The sequence below is a fragment of the Paenibacillus wynnii genome (assembly GCF_030812855.1).
GTDB classification, from domain to species: Bacteria; Bacillota; Bacilli; order Paenibacillales; family Paenibacillaceae; genus Paenibacillus_AQ; species Paenibacillus_AQ wynnii_A.
Window position 1 is genome coordinate 1 of record NZ_JAUSTK010000013.1, and the last position, 18,940, is coordinate 18,940.

Sequence of the window (18,940 nt, forward strand, 5' to 3'; positions counted from 1 at the left end):
GGAAGTATTACACTTGAGCATCTAGCGGAAGAGACGAAGACTTCTGAATTGTTGCCGGATGGAAGTATTACCAGCAGTAAGCTGGCAGAAGGATCAGTCGGATCATACCAACTTGCGAAGAGTAGCGTACTCGGAGACCATCTGGTATCTGATGTGATCGACAGCCGCCATATCAGTGCAGGAAGTATTACACTGGATCATTTAGCGGATGAAACGAAGTCTCCTAATCTGTTGAAGGATGGAAGTATTACTGGAAATAAGCTGGCAGAGGGGGCAGTTGGTTCACACCAAATTGCACACGGAAGTGTGTACGGAGACCACCTGGCATTGGAGACGGTCGATAGCCGCCATATCAGTGCAGGAAGTATTACACTGGATCATTTAGCGGAAGAGACTAGATCCTCTAAATTGTTAGCGGATGGCAGTATTACTGGAAATAAGCTGGCCGAAGGGGCAGTTGGCTCATTCCAGCTTGCACCTGCCAGTGTGTTTGGAGGTCATCTAGCGGCGGAGTCGGTAGACAGCCGCCACGTCCGTTCGGGTGGCATTAAGCTTAATCATCTGGCATCAGAGGTAAGGACACCTGATATACTACCGGACGGTAGTATTACCGGTAATAAGCTGGCGGAGGGAGCAATCGGCTCGTTCCAGCTTGCGCCGGGAAGTGTATATGGCGGCCATCTGGCATCTAAGGCTGTAGGCAGCCGTCATATCAACACAGGAAGTATTACCTTTGAGCATCTTGCTGAAGATGCTAAGACCTCGGAACTGCTGCCGGATGGAAGTATCACCGGTTCGAAGCTGGCGGAAGGATCTGTACATTCGGAGCATTTGCAGTCTGAGAGTGTCCAGGGCGAGCATTTAGCCGATGAATCCGTAGCAGGTCGTCATTTACAGCATGGAATTATTACTTTGGATCATCTTGCTGAAGATGCCAAGACCTCGGAACTGCTGCCTGATGGTAGTATTACCGGTTCAAAGCTGGCGGAAGGATCTGTACATTCGGAACATCTGCTGTCTGAGAGTGTCCAAAGTGAACATTTAGCCGATGAATCCGTAGCGGGCCATCATTTGCAGCATGGAATCATTACATTGGATCATCTTGCAAAAGAGACCCGTACCTCTGAATTGTTACCGGAAGGCAGTATTACCAGCGATAAGCTGTCACCTGGAAGTGTACGAATGGAACATCTCTTTACAGGAGCGGTGGGAAACACAGAGCTTCAAGACGAAGCAGTAGATTCATCCAAAATTGCACCGTTCTCGATCCAATCCAAACATTTGGAGGAAGAGAGTGTGCAAAGCTTCCATATTGCTCCGGAAGCTGTATGCAAGGAGCATCTGGCACCCGGTTCAGTGGAGAGGGGACATCTAGCCTTTAGTCCGGTCCAAAGTGCCGGGAATAGAGAGGCGCTGCAGCAGTTCGGGATGATGGCATTTATGTTCAATGGTGATGAGGACAGCGTGGAAGTGACCGTAACGTTCGATGAAAGCTTCGGTCATACGGGTTATGTACTTGTTGCCATGACTAATCAACCTTTCTTCCATGCTTCATTAAAAAGCAGGGGCAACGCAGACGCCGTCATAGAGGTGGTAAGATTACGTGAAACGCAGCATTTCTACGGTGTAATCTCATGGATTGCCATTGGAACCCCTCAATTTAAATTACCTGTAGATGATAGGGTGTTTGACTAGATCCACATGAAAGTAGATTAAGCGCAGCCTGAGGCTGCGCTCTTTTTTTGCGAATACAGCCATTTGTCCCATTTTCTATGAGAAGGAGGCATTGGCCGTTACCCTGCTTGGCGGATTACATAAACTGTGGTGTACCCTCAGCCTGGGAAACACGCCCTGTAAGGAAGGTGGATGAGCTTGAAAACAAAAAGATCTTTTGCCCGCCGCACGGGGCGGCCGCTTTCCCGTAAATCAAGGCGCCCCGCCCGTCCTGCGCGAGAAACCTCAGCACCGGTGAATCATCCTGAGCCCTTGGTGTCCGTCATTATTCCGGCCATGAATGAAGCCCCAACCATAGCCAGAGCGATTGCCGGGGCAAGAGGTGTTCACCCTCGATGTGAGGTGATCGTAGTAGCTAACGGTTCTATGGATGGGACAGTGGAAATTGCCCAATCCTGCGGAGCTCGGGTGATTTCCTATGCCGAACCGCTCGGACATGATGTGGGCCGCAGCATCGGGGCTGAAGTAGCAAAGGGTGAAATTCTGTTGTTTACCGATGGTGATCTTGTACTTTCCTCAACCCAGCTCCGCCCCTTTGTGGTGGCTGTGAGCGGCGGGGTAGATGTAGCCTTAAATAATTATTCCGGACCGGTCCATCGATCCCGTCCACATCCGGTTGTACTCTCCAAGCATGTGCTGAATATTATTCTTCAACGTCCCGATTTGAAGGGCTGCTCTATGACAGCTGTTCCGCATGCTTTAAGCCGAAAGGCAATTCAAGTTCTAGGGAGTGACTTGCTGTCCAGACCGCCTGTTGCCTATGTCCATGCCGTCATGGAGGGGCTTCGGGTGGAACCTGTGCATATTGTTCCTGTAGGTAAAATAAATGCTGTCCGCCGAAAGAAGGGTGGAAGAGATCCCTTGCAGCAGCTTGTGATCGCTGACCATCTGGAGGCAATTGCTTTGTTGCTCAAAAGGCGGGGGAACCGGGCCGGTTTCACTGACGGAATCCGGCGCCGCGAGATGGTGAGGTGATAATACGATGAGTAACAGCTCCAAGCTTTTCAAGCCTAGAATCGGGAAGGGTTTCTCTAAATCCGGCAAGTCTGCAAAATCCTCTTCCTCTACACCTCGTCGGTCGTCGCGAAAACCGAAGTCAGGTCGATCCCTTAGCTTGATTCCTGACTTTCGCAGCAGCTTATCCGTCATAATCTCGGCACGGGATGAAGAAGAGACGTTATTCCAGGTACTTAAGCAGGTAATGCGTCTCCGGCCGGTAGAAATAATTGTCGTACTCAACGGATGCAAGGATAGAAGCTTCCAACGTGCCAGATTGTGCAAACAGGCAGTGGTTGTCCATTGTCCGGAATCTGCAGGGCATGATGTAGGCCGGGCTATCGGTGCGAAGCTGAGCCGCGGTGATATTCTGCTTTTTCTCGATGGTGATATGGTAATTCCTGCTCCTCAACTGATTTCGTTTCCGGCGGCGATAGATGGGGGAGGAGATGTAGCGCTTAATGATATAGATCCACTGCTCCCAAATTTCGCTCAGTGGGACGAAGTAACACGCTGCAAGCTGTTTTTAAATTCGGTTCTTGGGCGGACAGATTTGGGCACGAGTTCTATAACTGCAGTTCCGCATGCTCTTTCACGGAAGGCGGTGGAGACGATTGGCTGTCAGCATCTGATGGTTCCTCCGAAAGCTCATGCCGTTGCTATTATGGAAAAGTTAAAAGTGGAAAAAGCAGGCACTGTGAATGTGATAACCCATAATCGGCAGCGTAAAGCCAATACAGGTGAAGGTAATGCTATGGCGAAGCTGATATCCGGTGATCATGCCGAAGCTCTTCACGAGCTGCTGGCGCGCGGAGGAAGCAAGGGGTTTGAGGGGAGCAACGGCGCTGAGAGCCGCCGGCAAACGGCATTATGGAGGAATGGCATATGACGATGACCAGCATCATTATCCCAAACTATAATGGTCTTCATCAGCTTCGGGCTTGTGTGGATTCAATCAGAGAATATACAGCAAGTCCTTATGAGATCATTGTTGTAGATAACGGTTCGGAGGATGGAACAACTGCTTATTGCCGCTCTGAAAAAATAACCTTCATCTCTTTGCCAGCCAATGCCGGTTTCCCGGTAGCCTGTAATATGGGACTGCAGTTAGCTTGCGGAGACGAGTTGCTGCTCCTGAATAATGATGTTATTGTTTCCCGGGAGTGGTTGACCAATCTAAAACGGGCCTTGTATAGCGCTCCTGATGTCGGCATTGTTGGGCCCATCACCAATTATGCCAGTGGAAGACAGCAGGTGAAAACCTACTATGAGGATATCCCGGCTTTTCATAAAACTACGGAAACGGCCAATGTTCCCGACCCTTCCAAATGGAGAGAGACTCACAGGCTTGTGGGGATGTGTTTTCTCTTCAAGCGAGAAGTGTTAGATGTTGTAGGCTTGCTTGACGAACGATTCTCTCCCGGGCATTACGAGGATGATGATTATTGCTTCCGGGCCCGTTTGTTCGGATATCGGCTGCTTATTGCCGGCGATGCTCTGGTACACCATGAAGGAAGTGTGAGCTTCAAGCAGGTATACAATGGAGGATGGCAAGAGTTGGTTGAGCGGAATCGCAAGCTTTATATAGATAAATGGAATACCGATCCTGCAGCTTTTATATAGCTTGGAATTAATAACCCTCAGGCGGGTGGTGCAGGAGTTTGTGTTAGAAGTCAGTTTTTGCTAAGGCAATGTGGTGGGAGCCCTAGGTTCCACAAAATGTTGAGGAGGAAAGGTAGTGAAAGGAGTCATACTGGCGGGCGGAACAGGATCTAGACTTTATCCGCTGACCCGGCTTATGAACAAGCATTTGCTTCCGGTCGGCAAATATCCAATGGTGTGCTACGGTATTGACCGGCTGCGCCGGTGTGGTATAACCGATATTCTTCTCGTAATCAGCAAGCAGTCAGCCGGGCTGTATCTGGATTTTTTGGGAAGTGGTGCTGCATTCGGTGTAACGCTTACTTACAAAATCCAGGAGGCAGCCGGCGGGATTGCGGAGGCACTGGAATTGGCAAAAGGATTTGTACCCCAGGGTGAACGTTTCCTGGTGCTGCTGGGAGATAACCTTTTTCTCGATGATCTAACGCTTTATGTCGAGAGCTACCTCCGTCAGCCTGCGGGTACGGCCAAGGTGCTGCTCAAACCGGTTGATGACGCACGTCGATACGGTGTCCCAGTGTTCGATAGTCAAGATTCTGCTTGGATCGCCTACATTGAAGAAAAACCGCAGCATCCGAAGACGGGGTATTGTGTGACTGGCATTTATATGTACGACGAGGCTGTGTTTGACATTATTAAAAGGGTGTCTCCTTCCAAAAGAGGAGAGCTGGAAATTACAGATGTGAATAATATTTATGCCGCAGACCGCAAGCTCAGCTATGATATCTTAAAAGAGTGGTGGAGCGATGCGGGAACGTTTCAGTCTCTGCGTGAGGCTGGGGAGAAATTGAGAGATGCGCTGCCTTAAGTGCGGCGTATTTTTTATTGTGAATTTCTTACACCTTCGATATCGCCCTTTTCAATTTTCCACCAAATAAGATCATCTGTATCCTGATATATTATCCTTTTCGGTATCGGCAAGTACATATAGGGATCCAGGCTGGTTAAAGATCCATTGAGTCATTGCCTGAAGCGCCTCTGTAGCATAACCTTGTCCTCTATATTTTTTAACTATCATGTAGCCTAAAATTCCTTTCTTTTGAAATTTTGCGTATTTGATCTCCAGCACCGTACAGGCTTATGCCGCATATGCTGTAGCAGGGCGTTTGAGCAAAGGAGACATGAAGGTGCAGAATAAAATTACAAAAGTACTGCAGCACATGGCCCATACGCACGAGCAAATGGCAAGAATTCTGGATGCCGAACGCCACGTGGCTGTCCGGATGTCTCAAATTGTTCACGATCTGCCGGATGCGGACCCGGATTTGGGCGATACCAGCGGTTTGATCGAAAGCTCGGGTCAGGTTAACAAAAGTATTATTGCTTACTTGAACGCACTTGCCGATTTGGAAGAAGCTATGGCCGAAGGGGTCGGCAGAGTCATCAAGGAATTAAATGGCCAGGAAGAAGAGTAAAGCTTAAGGAGCAGGAGGTGGATGATGAGCAGAGAAAAGGCTTATCTGCAAATGCTGGATTCGACCGCCACCATCCAGTGGAACATCGCAATGATTCTGGAGGCCAAGGCGGTGGAGGCAGAGAAGGTAAAGCAGTGGACACAGCATCATATCCATGCCAAAGCGTTCGCCAGTCACGAAGAGCAACTGAAGGAGTCCCTTTCCATACATGAACAAATCGTAGAACTGATGGAGGGACTGACCAAGCTGGAAAACGGATTGTACAGTAATTTAAAAGCTGTGCTTGGCAGCGGTGAAGAAGAGGGAGGCGGGGAAGGCTTTGGCGGAATGGCTGACGGGTTAGGATTCGGAGAGGAAAGCAAATGAGCCCCTCGAATCTTTCGGAACGAGCCGTCAAGCTGGAGATGATCCGCTCCATTGCTCGTAGTCAAGCGGCCTTAGCTACCATTCTGGAGAGTATCGCTGAATTAACAGGACATTCTGAGCTGACTGCCCGTAAGTTATGTGACAATGTAAGGGTATTAAGTCAATACCAGAGCGCGATGTGCCGGATGATGTCCGGTATTTCACTTCACCGGCATAAGACAGGAACTCCGGCTGCACCCTGGCTGAGCAAAACTTGCGTCGGTGAAAGCCGTAAGAGTCATGGAGTACAGGAGGAGTAGAGCGATGAAGAGAAAGAAGAGCCGTAGAGTGCTGCGCTTAGGGAAACCCTCGCGAAAAAGAATACTTTTACTCTCGCGGAAAGCCAGGGTTCGCAGAGGCCTTGTTCGTAAAATCCGCAAAGGACTTACTCGGAAGGTAGTTCGATATGGGAAAAGCAAGAAAGGGATCCTGCTGCGCCGAAAGAGAAGAATTCGCCGCCGGACTGTCCGAAGAGCACAAGTGCTTCATCCAGGTGTTAATGTAACACCGGGAGCCGGCTCTCTACCGGCGGCTGAGGTTGTAGCGCTCCCCCCGGATCTCGGCGTCCCGCCAGAAACACCGCCGGCAGACGCCTTTCAGCAGGGATACACCGAAGCATACAACGTGGGATTCGATGCGGGTTTCGCCAAGGGCTTCGAGGACGGGCATAAACTGGAGTTTGGCTGAGGCAGCAGGCATCCCAAAATAGCGTAGATGACAATGTATAATAGGTAACGAGAGAGTGTCTCAGTCTTATTAAGAATGAGGTCGCTCTCTTTTGTATGGATAAAATAAAGGTTGTATTTCTGCTTTTACCTGTAAATATGATAGACTTCTTTACAGAATGATAGGGGTTCAAAATACTATAGACGAAAGCAGGTGCACAGGGTGACAAGTGCTATTCGAGCAGGGCGCCAGGATGAGATTGAACAGATTATGGAACTGATTACCCGGTGCGTCCAAGTGATGCAGAACAGTGGAAGTGATCAGTGGGACGAAAGCTACCCCAATAGGGAAGTGATCAAGGAGGATCTGGAGCATGGCACATTGTATGTATGTGAGGTAGAAGGTGCCATTGCAGGAATTATCGTGTTGGATGAGAATCAGGCAGAAGAATATTCGGCCATCCACTGGGTACAGAATCAAGGCCCTCATCTAAGCATGCATAGGCTGGCTGTGCATCCGGAGGTTCAAGGAAAGGGAATTGCTCGCAGACTGATTGCTTTTGCGGAAGATCATGCCCTACGTAGCGGTTATACCAGCATCCGTCTGGATACCTATGCTAAGAATGCTTCTGCTCTGAAGCTGTATAATAGTTTGGAATATGATCTTAGGGGTGAAGTGAACTTTCCGGGAAGAATAGCAAGCTTTCCGGTGTTTGAGAAAGTATTTGTTTAGGTAGAAAAGTCCGATGGATAGAAATTAATATAGTTGTGTGATTATACATTACATATGGGAGTCGGGATACAGACAAAAAGACGTATTTATACTCTTAAAATGTGAAGTTGTGTTATTATATCTAACTATGATTGACAAGTAAGTTGTCCTTAGATTAAAATTGGACTATTCAATCGAAAATTGAATAGTCCTTTTTTCGTATATCCTTAATAATTGGTTTAAGGGTCTCTACCGGAAACCGTAAATTTCTGGCTACGAAAATATGCTCAGGCATATTTTTGTGGCCTTTTTGCACTATATAAATTGAACTTTAAATTAGAGAAAAGGGAACGGAGTGACGAAGGGGAATTTTGGAACTGGAGGAGCGATAGCGACCGCCTTTGTATCCGGATTTCAACCGCTAAAAGCGGGTTAAATCAAAGAAAGTCTTACTACAACAGCGGCCGGAAGTCCAAACATTCACCGCAGTGCGACTAATCCTTTATTCTAAAAATCTTAAGTTCAATTTATATAGAGGAAACATTAAGATGATCTACGATAAGGGGGAGAAAGGCCATGAGAAATATACTGATCAAGAATGCGGAAATCATAACGATGAACAAGCAGGAGGAAATCATTCAGGGAGACATTAGAATCAAGGACGGCATAATCGTTGAAATAGGCAGCGGGCTGACTCCCCGAGGTGACGAGAAGATCATAGACGCTACCAACCGTACGGTCATTCCGGGTTTCATCCAAACGCACATTCATTTATGCCAAACGTTGTTCCGGGGGAAAGGGGATGATCTGGAGCTAATGGATTGGCTTCGCAATCGGATCTGGCCCCTGGAGGCAGCGCATGATGAGGAGTCTATCTACTATTCCGCTATGCTGGGAATTGGTGAGCTAATCTCCAGCGGAACCACAACGATTGTTGACATGGAGACGGTACATCATACGGATTTCGCCTTTCAAGCTATTGCCCAGAGCGGGATAAGAGCCTTGTCGGGAAAGGTGATGATGGATCAAAAGAACAGTGATATCCCCCAAGCTCTTCAGGAGGATACCTTATCCTCTCTGCAAGAGAGTGTAGATTTGCTGGAAAAGTGGAACGGCTACGGGGAGGGACGCATTCAATACGCTTTCTCACCGCGATTCGTAATCTCCTGTACGGAACCCTTGCTGACAGAAGTAAGGGATTTGTCAGCCCGTTATGGAGTCAAGGTTCATACCCATGCTTCCGAGAATATGGGGGAAATTGAAATTGTGAAGGCTATGACCGGTATGCGCAATGTGGTATATCTGGATCATCTGGGGCTGGCCAATGACCGTTTGATTCTGGCGCACTGTGTTTGGCTGGATGAGGAGGAACATCGTATTCTACATGACAGGGGTGTTCATGTTAGCCATTGTCCGGGTTCCAATCTGAAGTTGGCTTCAGGTGTGGCAGACATTCCTGGAATGCTGCATGAGCATATTTCATTAAGCCTTGGTGCGGATGGTGCACCCTGCAACAATAATCTGGATATGTTCAACGAGATGAGGCTGGCGGCACTCATCCAGAAGCCGCTGCATGGACCAACAACGATGGATGCGAGGAGCGTATTTCGTATGGCAACGATAGGCGGGGCGCGGGCGGTGGGCATGGAGGACAAAATCGGCAGCATTGAAGTTGGAAAAAAGGCGGATCTTGCTATTCTAAATCTATATAATTTCCATACCTTTCCCTCCTATGATGTTGACCCTATCTCCCGTATTGTGTATTCAGCCACCCGGGCGGATGTAGAGACTACCATCGTGGACGGTGAGATTTTGATGGAGAGAGGGATACTTAAGACCGTTGATAAAGAGACTGTACTCCGTGAAGCTAATCGTTCTATAAAAAGACTCCTGAGAACCACATCTTTGGTTTAGAAGGGTTATCGGTAGGAATATAAGGACACAGCTGATGTATTTATGCTGTGTTCTTTTTTTTCAATTTTGATAAAAAAATAAAGTATTGTTATACTAGAAAAATCTGATATTTACAAAAGAAGAGTATGGTTTTTACAAATGAGGAATATAGAGGGAGGAATTATGAAGAATACAATGCTTGGACTCGGTAGAGTTCAATTTTATAGGGTCACTTGTTTACTGTTCCTTAAGCTGTTACTGCTCAGAATGATATTCTTTAATCGCATTGCCCTGGGGTGGGTAGCATCGGATGCGGCATCTGTACTGCTATTGATGGGGATTTTATATCTTATTACTCCAAATCGGATGAAAACCGCAGTATTTTGGGGATTTAATACACTGCTCTCTCTGGTGCTCTTCGCGGCTAGTGTATACTTCAATCAGTTCGGATCTGTTCCGACCTATCTAGCGCTGTCTGATTTGGATCAGGTGTTCGAGATCAGGGAAAGTGTGGGTTCCACGATACAGCTTATTGATTATTTGTTTTTCGCTGATATTGTAATTTTCCTTGGAGCTGCCATGTATCGTAAATGGAGCCGGGGTTCAAGCCGTACCCGGAATGCTTATGTCTCACCGACCGCACACCGAGTTCATCTCATTGTAATCATGATAGCTATCGTTGGTGGGCTTTCTTTATCTACCTACTCCATTCATGCAACGAAAGGAATTGCGAACGAGCTGGTTCAGGCGGAAAGCACCGGTTTCCTGAATTATGAGTTCGTTGCTGCGGTAGAAAGTAAAGAGGATAAAGTACTTGTCGGTACCGGCGACATCAGTGAGACTGTTGCGAAGGTTGCCGCATTGGAGTCCACGTTCAACTATAAGGATCAGGTTGCTGTGGGAGAGGTTCCGGCATATTTCGGATCGCAAAAAGGTAAAAATGTAATTGTGATCCAGATGGAAGCCCTTCAAAATTTCGCTCTGTTCCAATCCCTTGGGGGTCAGGAATTAACACCGGTGCTGAACAAGCTTGCCAAAGAGAGCATGTATTTTCCTCATGTCTTTCAACAAATTGGTCCGGGCAATACCTCAGATGCAGAGTTTATGAGTAATACGTCTATATATCCCATCGGATCACAGGCTATGTCTACCTCATTTGGAGACAGGGTACTTCCAAGTCTGCCGCGTTTACTTCGAGATAAGGGCTACGAGGCTTACACCTTCCATGTGAACAAAGTGGGATTCTGGAACCGCAAGGAGCTCTATCCCGCCTTGGGATTCACCCGTTATTTTGATCAGCCATATTTCACTAATGACCACTTGAATGCATTTGGTGCTTCGGATGAGCAGCTGTACATCACGGGTTTAAACAAGCTTTCCGAGCTGAAGAAGCAAGATAAACCTTTTTATGCCCAGTTCATTACCGTTTCTGGCCACCACCCTTTCAAGATTCCTAAATCCTTCAAGAAAATAACGGTTCCTGAGAATATGAAGGGAGGGGTGCTGGGTGATTACCTGACAGCGGTCAACTATACGGACTATGCTATTGGCACACTGATTGATGGGTTGAAGAAAAATGGATTATGGGACAACTCTGTGGTTGTGCTGTACGGGGACCACTTCGGCCTGCAGCCCAAGGTTGTAAGCTCGGAACAAATCAACGAAGCACTGGGCATCAAGTATGATAACCGGATTAGTCGCTACAATATCCCACTGATTATACATGCGCCCGACATGAAGCAAGGACAGGTAGTAGAAAGAACAGGCGGACAAGTCGATATTATGCCGACAATATCCAACCTGCTAGGCGTTTCACTCCAACAGGAGGGTTTTACAGCCTTTGGTCATGATCTCCTGAACATTGATCGCAATATTATCGGTATGCGGTATTATTTGCCGACAGGATCTTTTTTTAATAATGATATCCTGTTTGTTCCGGGTAAAGCTTTCAATGATGGAACAGCAGTATCGCTGAAAACACTTGAGCCTGTAGCCGATTTCTCCAAATATGAAGATGATTATAAGTATATAATGAAGCTAATGCGTCTGTCGGACGAATATGTGAAGCTGTTGCCGCAGCGTTAAGAGAGGTAGGAATAATGAAAAAGATTTTAAAACCAGAAATAATTACAGTGCTTGCAGGGCTAGGGCTCGCTGTTTATCTTCTGTTCAGCTCACCGTTTGTTGGAGTCGCCGATAACGGCGACTACCTGCGGATGATGAATACGATAGGGCTGAACTACTACAATGCCGCCGAGTCGTATGCAGACCGATTTTTTAGTTTCAGCCATTCCAGGTTTGCATATGACCATTTATTTAAAGGGTTCTATCCTTCAAGTCAAATCTTTCTTGTGCTGCTGCCGAGACTGATCGGAGGATTGTTTCATGGAAGTTATTTTGATATCCGCTTACTCGCAGCAGTATATGTATTCCTGCTATTGGCCGCTACATGGCTGCTTGTAAGGACTAATGCTCACGGTTCCTATGTGACGGGCTTGCTGCTGGGCGGGAGCTTGTTGTTTGTATTTTACGACATCGGATATTTGGCTTATTTCAACTCCTTGTTCGGAGAGCCGGTATCCATGGTGTTTATGCTGCTGACCTTCGCGCTGGGACTTCGTTTAACAGGCCAGGAGAGACCGACTGTGAAAGGGCTTATCTTGTTTTTTATATCGGTGCTCTTTCTCACCTCTTCCAAAATTCAGAATGCGCCGATTGGTATTGCCTTTGCCCTAATTTTTTTGCGTTTTGCCGCCTTGAAGGGTCAAGGAAGCTGGAGAAAGGTTTCTCTATGGTTTTCAGCAGCTATATTCTTAATATCTGTCCTTTTGTATGCAACGGCCCCCAAGGATCTGAAGCATATCAATCTGTATCAGACCGTATTTTTCGGAATTCTGAATCAGTCACCCGATGTGAGGGGAGATTTGAAGCAGCTTGGATTGCCTGAAAGACTGGAAGTTTTAGCAGGGACGAATTTTTTTCAGCAAGATACAGTAATTAAGCAGAATGATCCTTCACTTCAACCAGACTTCTATGCTCGTGTATCACATAAGGATGTGTTGTTCTTTTATATTAAAAATCCAGATCGCTTGATACATAACATGAAGTATGCGGCTGCGAACGGTATGTCAATCCGTCCCTATTATCTAGGAAACTATGAAATCGGGGAGGGTAATCCGAAAGGTGCTTTATCCTATACATACAGTACTTGGAGCCAGTTCAAGAACAAGCATATCCCGCACAGTCTGGGCTTCCTGAGTGTTTTTTATCTACTGTACTTCACAGGAATATTGTTTCAGTATTTCCGCAGCAAGAATATTCGGGAGAGAGTGGCCGGGGAACTGCTGATGCTGGTGGGACTCATTGGAATCTTTTCGTTTTTGGTACCCATTCTGGGGGATGGACGAGCCGATATCGGCAAGCATTTGTTCATGTTCAATGTCAGCTTCGATATGATGGTGGTCGTTATGTTTGGTTGGTTAGTCCACAAGCTGGTGGGTTTGAGAAGTCGATAGACGCATGTTGTGCGAGGACTACTTTAATAAGCACAAAAACTAGAATCGTTCTTTGGTACATGGAAGAATCAGCAACCATTTCCATAGGAGCGATTTTTTTTGTGCATCGGAGATGGATTTCCATCATTAGGTGTAATTCCGTTTACAAACAACACCCGGGAAACTACTTTCTACTCTCTTACACATATTATTTGACCCACTCCGTGAAATAGATGTATTTTATACACTTATTTCTAGCTTTTGGCGCTCGGATGTATGGATAGATGTACTTTGTGCAACTAAAAACACGAATAAGCCGGTTAAACCTCGGAATACCCAAAAATAAGTGTATAAAGTGCAATTAAACACCCCAAAGTGTGCTAAGGGAGAAATATAAGTGTACTTTGTGCAACTACCTGTAACAGACTTGCAGCAGCAAACTGGAATCCAAACAAACTTGTAATGTATCAGTTACTGGAGCGTAATTAATCGGGAGCTAATAGTTACTGGCAATAATTAAAAACGGTCGAGCGAAGGTCGCGGACAGCGGTAAAAATCAAGTGATTCTTATGACATCTAAAGTGCAATTTGAATAGCCAGTCTCCAATCACCCGGAGACTGGCTATTTTTGCGTCACCGGGTAAGCGTGCTTATTCCGGGCTCAGTAGCTCGTTCAGCATGCCTTCGCGGTCATTCATAAATGCTTTGGTTACGGTGTAATGCTCAGTTTCTTCCAGAGCAACTTGGCGGATACCATCACCCTCCAGCAGAAGAATATCCGCATTCGGATAGGACATCAGAATGGGGGAATGAGTCGCGATAATAAACTGCGAGTTCTGCTGAACGAGTTCATGTAAACGCACCAGCAGAGACATTTGCCGAAGGGGAGAAAGAGCGGCTTCAGGTTCATCAAGGATGTAAAGGCCCCGTCCTCTGAAGCGATGAATGAAGGCAGCGAAGAAGGACTCACCATGGGATTGCTCGTGCAGAGACTTACCTCCGTAGGAGTTCTTGATGGGTGGACCCCCGGGCTCCTCATCCAACTGATCAATATAGGATGCCACATTATAATAGCTTTCTGCCCTTAGAAAAAAACCGTCCTTAGGTCGGTGGGCCCCTCTGGCAATTCTCATATATTCATGCAGGATAGAATGCGAGGGTCGGGTGTTAAAGGAGAAATTAAGCGTTCCACCTTCAGGGTTAAAGCCCCAGGCGGTAGCGATGCTCTCCAGCAGGGTTGATTTTCCTGTGCCGTTTTCTCCTACTAGAAAGGTGACCTTCCTCTCAAAAACCAGTCGCTCCAGTGTACGTACCGCAGGCAAATGAAATGGATAGTTGTGAAATGAAGAGACCTTATCACGGAGCAGTTCCGCATGACGCAGATACAGCATGCTGTTACTCATGGGTTTCCTCCCTGCAGTTTCTTGGAACAGCGCAAGATTACCGTTGTCCGAGTAAATAGATGTACTCAAATTAGGGTTCAAAATCAAAACTAGTGGTTGACGAAATACTTTACACCATGGGGCAGAGGATGAAGATCGCTAACTATTTCACTTCACAACTCTGTGCTACGGACTGTATAGCCGCTATTTAAGTCTCAAAGGGTTATGCGAAACATGAAGCGGACTCAGGAGTCGCTATTCAATCAATAACAGTCTCTTTTGAAAAGAAAACTGCTCAATAGTGTCACTGGAGTCCGTTAAGCTCCCTAATCGACCGGTTTTGCTCAAATAAGGTCTTCTCTGCCCGTTTACTGACGGGTTCTCTCTTTAGGTTCAGCAAACTCTTGGTCAACCCCTAATTGTGAGATGGAGCCCCAATCATAACAGTTTTTCACTTGCTAAAACACTTCAATCCCCCGCTGACGAGCCGGGCGAATGACAGGGGACAGGTGCCAATTTCCCCGTCCTACAGACAAATGACCATGAGGCGGGTGCTGACTCCGCATATAGTTATACTGTCTTGAACAGATGACAGGGCCAAGTGAAGGACGTGAAGATTAAATGAATAAAGAGCACAAGCGGGAATACCACAGCGGCTATCAGGAAGGGTACCGTCTAGGAATGTGCGAGGCAGTGCTCAAGCTTAATCCTGATCAGGTAGAGCAATGCAGGCCATTTAAGCTAATGTACGTTCCCCAAGGGTTCCAAGCGATTGATACGGGGGTAACGGAGGCGTTGAGTCTTCTGGTAAGTGAGCTGATACTTAGTACCCCGGAAGCAATGCTGGAAACGGCGGCAAGGGAACGGCCGGGGGCTGTACTCGTAATGAATGGATTGCATGTATTTCCAGAGAATCATCTAGATCAAATTGCAAAGATACGCAATCTGGGTATCCCAACTGCAATATGGTTTGTGGATGATCCTTATTTCACGGAGGATACCTCGGTAATTTGCAGATTTTATGATCATGTGTTTACGCACGAACTGGGTTGTGTCGACTTCTACCGCTCTCTGGGTGCCGCTTCGGTTCATTACTTACCGCTATGTGTCAACCCGAAAATGTTCTACCCGCGACGGACTGGGCCTGAGTACCAATACGACATTGTATTTATTGGGAATGCCTTCTTTAATCGGACAGAGCTGTTTGATCAGCTTGCTCCTTATTTAAGCAGTAAAAAGACGTTTATAGCCGGCGGTTTTTGGGAGAGGTTAACTACCTATGATAAGCTGTCTCCTTTTATCAGTCATGGATTTATCCCTCCAGAGGAAACAGCGAATTACTACAGCGGAGCGAAGCTTGTCATCAATATTCACCGGCCGTGGGGAGCGGGGCAGGATAACCGGAATTCATTTCAGTTGCCCTCGCGGTCTATTAATCCCCGCACCTATGAGATTAATGCATGCGGAACCATGCAGCTAACGGACATTCGGGATGATCTAGGTAATTTTTACCGTCCCGGTTATGACCTGGATACTTTCGGCTCTGCCGAGGAGCTGCAAGCTAAAATCGAATACTATCTGGACCATGAAAAGGAACGTCGGCAGTTCGCTTTGAGAGGTCTGCATACAACGTTGAAAAGACATACCTTCACTGCGCGTATGCCGCAGCTGCTCGATGTTATTGCCCAGCGTGTGTAAGGAAAAGACTCGTATAAAAGGAGCGACAACCCATGGATAACAATTTTATCATGCCTATTCCGCCTTACCCGCTGACGGTTGCGGAAGAAGAAAAGCTGAGAGGAAGATTGACCGGCTTCAAAGGCGGTTACGATGAGGGTTACCTTCGAGGAAGATTAGCAATACTGAATGGCCGTGTAGAAGAACCGCTTCCTGTGCGGAATATCCATGTCATGTATGTAGCTTCGGGTAAAGGCTATCCCTATTCTCCTTTGGATGATGCTGTTCTTTCATCTTTGCAAAGCCTGACAACGGAAGTAACGGTTACAGATGTACGTCAGAATCTGGTTGAGCTTGCAGCTGTTAAACGGCCGGATTTAGTGCTTGTACTGGATGGTATGGATTTGCCTTTAGATCAGATTGCCACCCTCCGGGAATCCGGTATTCGTACCGCCATATGGCTCACAGATGACCCGTATTATACAGATTTTACGATGAAAATTGTAAACCACTATGACTATGTGTTTACGCTGGAACGGAATTGCATCGACTTTTACAAAGGTTTGGGCTGTGCGGAGGTACACTATTTGCCATTTGGCGCTCACCGGGATCACTATCGTCCAACGATAACACGTTCACCTGTGGTTCGTGATGTCAGTTTTATTGGCTCCGCTTATTGGAACAGAGTGGATTTCTTCCGGCCAATAATGCCAGAGCTGATGGCGTTCAATACCGTCATTAACGGAATATGGTGGGACCGTCTTCCTGAAGCACCGATATACGGGGATCGTATCGAAATTGGTAAATGGATGACTCCACAAGAAACAGCGGTAACCTACAGTGGATCCAAAATCGTAATTAACCTGCACAGATCCCATATGGATGAAGTTGCTAACAACAATACTTTATTAATCCAAGCGGCCTCGCCCAATCCACGAACCTTCGAAATTGCGGCCTCTGGAACATTGCAGTTATGCGATGCCAGAGAAGATCTGGGAACCTTCTATAAGCCGGGTGAAGAAATTGAGACCTTCAGCAACCCGCAGGAAATGATGGATAAAATTCGTTTTTATCTGACTCATGAGGAGGAACGTCGTGCGATTGCACTGCGTGCCTTGGAGCGTACGCTTAAGGATCACACTTACAATAAACGCTTGAATCAGCTTTTGACCGTTATCTTTGGTTAGATTTGTGCGAATACCGGGGGACAGGTGTCGTGCCAGCATCTGTTCCCTGTGCAATATACTATGGTACCAGTGTTGGTGTACGAAGTGCTTTCGAAGTTAGTTTTGCTTCGCAAAACGTTAAGGAGGTGAATGGCTGCTCCGAGTCCCTTATTGGGAGCGCCAAGAAGCCATGGCTGACAAAGCTACGATTGTCCTCTTTTCTCATGTGTCAAATACACGGAGTATTACTGGCGCCGAGAAGCTGCTGCTCTTCTTCGGCCGGGAGCTCTCCCTATACTTTAACTGTCTGCTTGTTGCTCCCCATGAGGGAAAGCTGACACGTCAGGCTCGGAAACACGGCCTTGAGGTTCAACTGCTGCCGATTCCACTTCTGTACGGTATGTATACCCCGTATGCAGGGCTTGAGGCGGATGCCCGTTCGCTTCAGGAAAGTAAAGAGTTTACGGAGTTAACGCAATGGCTGTGGAATCTTAAACCAACCTTTATTATTACGAGCACCTGTGTCCACGTACTTCCGGCAATGGCAGCAAAATTTCTAGGGATCCCCGTGGTTTGGAAAATCTCGGAGAGGATCACAGACAATGATTATACCCCCATCAGCGTGGACCTGATTCACCGTTACAGCGATGAGATTCTGGCGATATCTCATACGGTGGCTGCTCCTTTCCCGGAGGAGATCCGCCAGGCGAAGGTAACGCTACTCCCACCATCTTGGAATGATGCCGAGATGATGACGGAGGCTTGGAGTAAGCTGCGAGGCGAGCGGCGAAGGGAACTGCGAATCGCACCGGATAAGCCGCTGATTGGCTATATCTCCTCCTTTATCAATAAGGAAAAGGGTCTAGAACATTTTGTGAATATGGCAGTGTTAGTGTCGTCTCGATATCCATCCAGTCATTTTCTAGTTGTTGGCATGCCAGGCGATAAGAGCTTCTATGATCGCTGTGTCCGCAAGGTGAAGCTTGAGGGATTAACTTCCCTCTTTCGGTTTGTAGATTATGAGGAATGTATTCCCGCCGCTTACTGCGCGCTCGATGTATTGGTTGTTCCCAGCCTGATTCGTGAGGGCTTTGGTATGACGGCTCTGGAGGGGTTGGCTTTCGGCAAGCCTGTTGTTTCTTACAACTCAGGGGGACTGGGAGAAATTCTTCACACCGCAGGCTGCGCGGATTATCTCGTAACAGCAGAGGATATCGACGCTTTGGCGGAAGTGGTTTGTACACTGCTGGCGGAGCCGGGGCTGGCGGAAATCCTCGGCAATCAAGCGCGTGAGCGTGTGAATGCAATATACGGGCCGGCCGCATATCACGCCCGCCTGCAAGGCCTCGCGGAGGTGTGGAACCTCCGCTATTGCTTGCCAAGCGCGGAGCGTTACGCCGCTGCGCTGACAGTGCCGCCTGCGGCGGATGCGCCGGGCGTGCCCGGACCCGAGCCGCAGCCCGGCCCCGAAGCGGCGGAAGCCCCACGCCGCAACGGCCGTAAACGCCGCGCCCGGCTGCGGCGCGGCAAGCTCCGGCGCGGCAAGCTACGCCGCGCCAAATCTCGGGCGCGCAGACGTACGCGCCCGGCAGTGAAGCCGCGCCGCGCTGGGCGGAAGCGGCGCGGGGGCTCCGCCCGGCGGCGCACTGCCGGGCAGCGCAAGGGCAAGCGCCGGAGCGCGCGGCGTAGCAGCCGCCGCAAAACTGCTTAGAGTCTGACCCTCTTAAGCTCCACATACA

General features: G+C 47.8%; 18 protein-coding genes and 1 riboswitch. Of the genes, 16 read left to right on the top strand and 2 right to left on the bottom strand.

All coding sequences use genetic code 11. From position 1 onward, the window contains the following. From J2T20_RS13990 to J2T20_RS14010, 5 genes are all read left to right on the top strand, one after another. The coding region (locus tag J2T20_RS13990) for a WIAG-tail domain (RefSeq protein ID WP_307589296.1) at positions 1 to 1,695 on the top strand (1,695 nt) is incomplete at its 5' end. A gap of 171 nt (positions 1,696 to 1,866) precedes the next feature. Continuing rightward, the gene (locus tag J2T20_RS13995; protein ID WP_307589297.1) at positions 1,867 to 2,709 is read left to right on the top strand and encodes a glycosyltransferase family 2 protein; all 843 of its coding nucleotides are present in this window, start codon (positions 1,867 to 1,869) and stop codon (positions 2,707 to 2,709) included. Between the two features lie 7 nt (positions 2,710 to 2,716). Then, positions 2,717 to 3,619, top strand: coding sequence for a glycosyltransferase family 2 protein (locus J2T20_RS14000; RefSeq protein ID WP_307589299.1), 903 nt, complete (start codon positions 2,717 to 2,719; stop codon positions 3,617 to 3,619). After that, positions 3,616 to 4,353 carry a glycosyltransferase family 2 protein gene (locus tag J2T20_RS14005; RefSeq protein ID WP_307589302.1) on the top strand — a complete coding sequence of 246 codons (738 nt, stop codon included), beginning with the start codon at positions 3,616 to 3,618 and terminating at the stop codon, positions 4,351 to 4,353. Before J2T20_RS14000 ends, J2T20_RS14005 begins: the two co-directional genes overlap by 4 nt. 115 nt (positions 4,354 to 4,468) lie before the next feature. Further along, entirely contained in the window at positions 4,469 to 5,200 is a 732-nt protein-coding gene (locus J2T20_RS14010; protein WP_307589304.1) for a sugar phosphate nucleotidyltransferase, read from the top strand. 72 nt (positions 5,201 to 5,272) lie between these two features. Here the strand turns inward: J2T20_RS14010 and J2T20_RS14015 are convergent, their stop codons facing one another. Continuing rightward, positions 5,273 to 5,461, bottom strand: coding sequence for a GNAT family N-acetyltransferase (locus tag J2T20_RS14015; RefSeq protein WP_307589306.1), 189 nt, complete (start codon positions 5,459 to 5,461; stop codon positions 5,273 to 5,275). A gap of 58 nt (positions 5,462 to 5,519) precedes the next feature. Here J2T20_RS14015 and J2T20_RS14020 point away from each other — a divergent pair, with 58 nt between their 5' ends. From J2T20_RS14020 to wsfD, 8 genes are all read left to right on the top strand, one after another. Beyond that, positions 5,520 to 5,807, top strand: coding sequence for a nucleoside-diphosphate sugar epimerase (locus J2T20_RS14020; RefSeq protein WP_307589307.1), 288 nt, complete (start codon positions 5,520 to 5,522; stop codon positions 5,805 to 5,807). A gap of 24 nt (positions 5,808 to 5,831) precedes the next feature. Continuing rightward, positions 5,832 to 6,173 (top strand): restriction endonuclease subunit S, encoded by a 342-nt coding sequence (locus tag J2T20_RS14025; protein ID WP_307589505.1) that lies wholly within the window; start codon positions 5,832 to 5,834, stop codon positions 6,171 to 6,173. Next, entirely contained in the window at positions 6,170 to 6,472 is a 303-nt protein-coding gene (locus tag J2T20_RS14030; protein WP_307589309.1) for a hypothetical protein, read from the top strand. Before J2T20_RS14025 ends, J2T20_RS14030 begins: the two co-directional genes overlap by 4 nt. 4 nt (positions 6,473 to 6,476) lie before the next feature. Then, entirely contained in the window at positions 6,477 to 6,899 is a 423-nt protein-coding gene (locus J2T20_RS14035; protein ID WP_307589310.1) for a hypothetical protein, read from the top strand. A 201-nt stretch (positions 6,900 to 7,100) separates the two neighbouring features. Further along, positions 7,101 to 7,610: a GNAT family N-acetyltransferase gene (locus tag J2T20_RS14040; RefSeq protein ID WP_307589312.1), complete on the top strand. Its 510-nt coding sequence runs from the start codon at positions 7,101 to 7,103 to the stop codon at positions 7,608 to 7,610. A 176-nt stretch (positions 7,611 to 7,786) separates the two neighbouring features. Then, positions 7,787 to 7,885, top strand: a riboswitch (purine riboswitch). 280 nt (positions 7,886 to 8,165) lie between these two features. Continuing rightward, positions 8,166 to 9,503 carry a 5'-deoxyadenosine deaminase gene (locus J2T20_RS14045; RefSeq protein ID WP_307589313.1) on the top strand — a complete coding sequence of 446 codons (1,338 nt, stop codon included), beginning with the start codon at positions 8,166 to 8,168 and terminating at the stop codon, positions 9,501 to 9,503. Positions 9,504 to 9,665: 162 nt separating this feature from the next. Further along, the gene (locus J2T20_RS14050) at positions 9,666 to 11,567 is read left to right on the top strand and encodes an LTA synthase family protein (protein ID WP_307589315.1); all 1,902 of its coding nucleotides are present in this window, start codon (positions 9,666 to 9,668) and stop codon (positions 11,565 to 11,567) included. 14 nt (positions 11,568 to 11,581) lie between these two features. Then, complete coding sequence (wsfD, locus tag J2T20_RS14055; protein ID WP_307589317.1) at positions 11,582 to 12,997, top strand: glycan biosynthesis hexose transferase WsfD; 1,416 nt, start codon at positions 11,582 to 11,584, stop codon at positions 12,995 to 12,997. Positions 12,998 to 13,626: 629 nt separating this feature from the next. Here the strand turns inward: wsfD and J2T20_RS14060 are convergent. After that, positions 13,627 to 14,379 (bottom strand): AAA family ATPase, encoded by a 753-nt coding sequence (locus tag J2T20_RS14060; RefSeq protein WP_307589319.1) that lies wholly within the window; start codon positions 14,377 to 14,379, stop codon positions 13,627 to 13,629. Between the two features lie 600 nt (positions 14,380 to 14,979). Between J2T20_RS14060 and J2T20_RS14065 the strand changes: the two genes are divergently transcribed. From J2T20_RS14065 to J2T20_RS14075, 3 genes are all read left to right on the top strand, one after another. Further along, on the top strand, positions 14,980 to 16,056 hold the full coding sequence (locus J2T20_RS14065; protein ID WP_307589321.1) for a CgeB family protein: 1,077 nt from the start codon (positions 14,980 to 14,982) through the stop codon (positions 16,054 to 16,056). A 50-nt stretch (positions 16,057 to 16,106) separates the two neighbouring features. Next, complete coding sequence (locus J2T20_RS14070; protein WP_373457803.1) at positions 16,107 to 17,222, top strand: CgeB family protein; 1,116 nt, start codon at positions 16,107 to 16,109, stop codon at positions 17,220 to 17,222. 169 nt (positions 17,223 to 17,391) lie between these two features. Next, the gene (locus J2T20_RS14075; RefSeq protein ID WP_307589324.1) at positions 17,392 to 18,912 is read left to right on the top strand and encodes a glycosyltransferase family 4 protein; all 1,521 of its coding nucleotides are present in this window, start codon (positions 17,392 to 17,394) and stop codon (positions 18,910 to 18,912) included. The last annotated feature ends 28 nt before the right edge of the window (positions 18,913 to 18,940 follow it).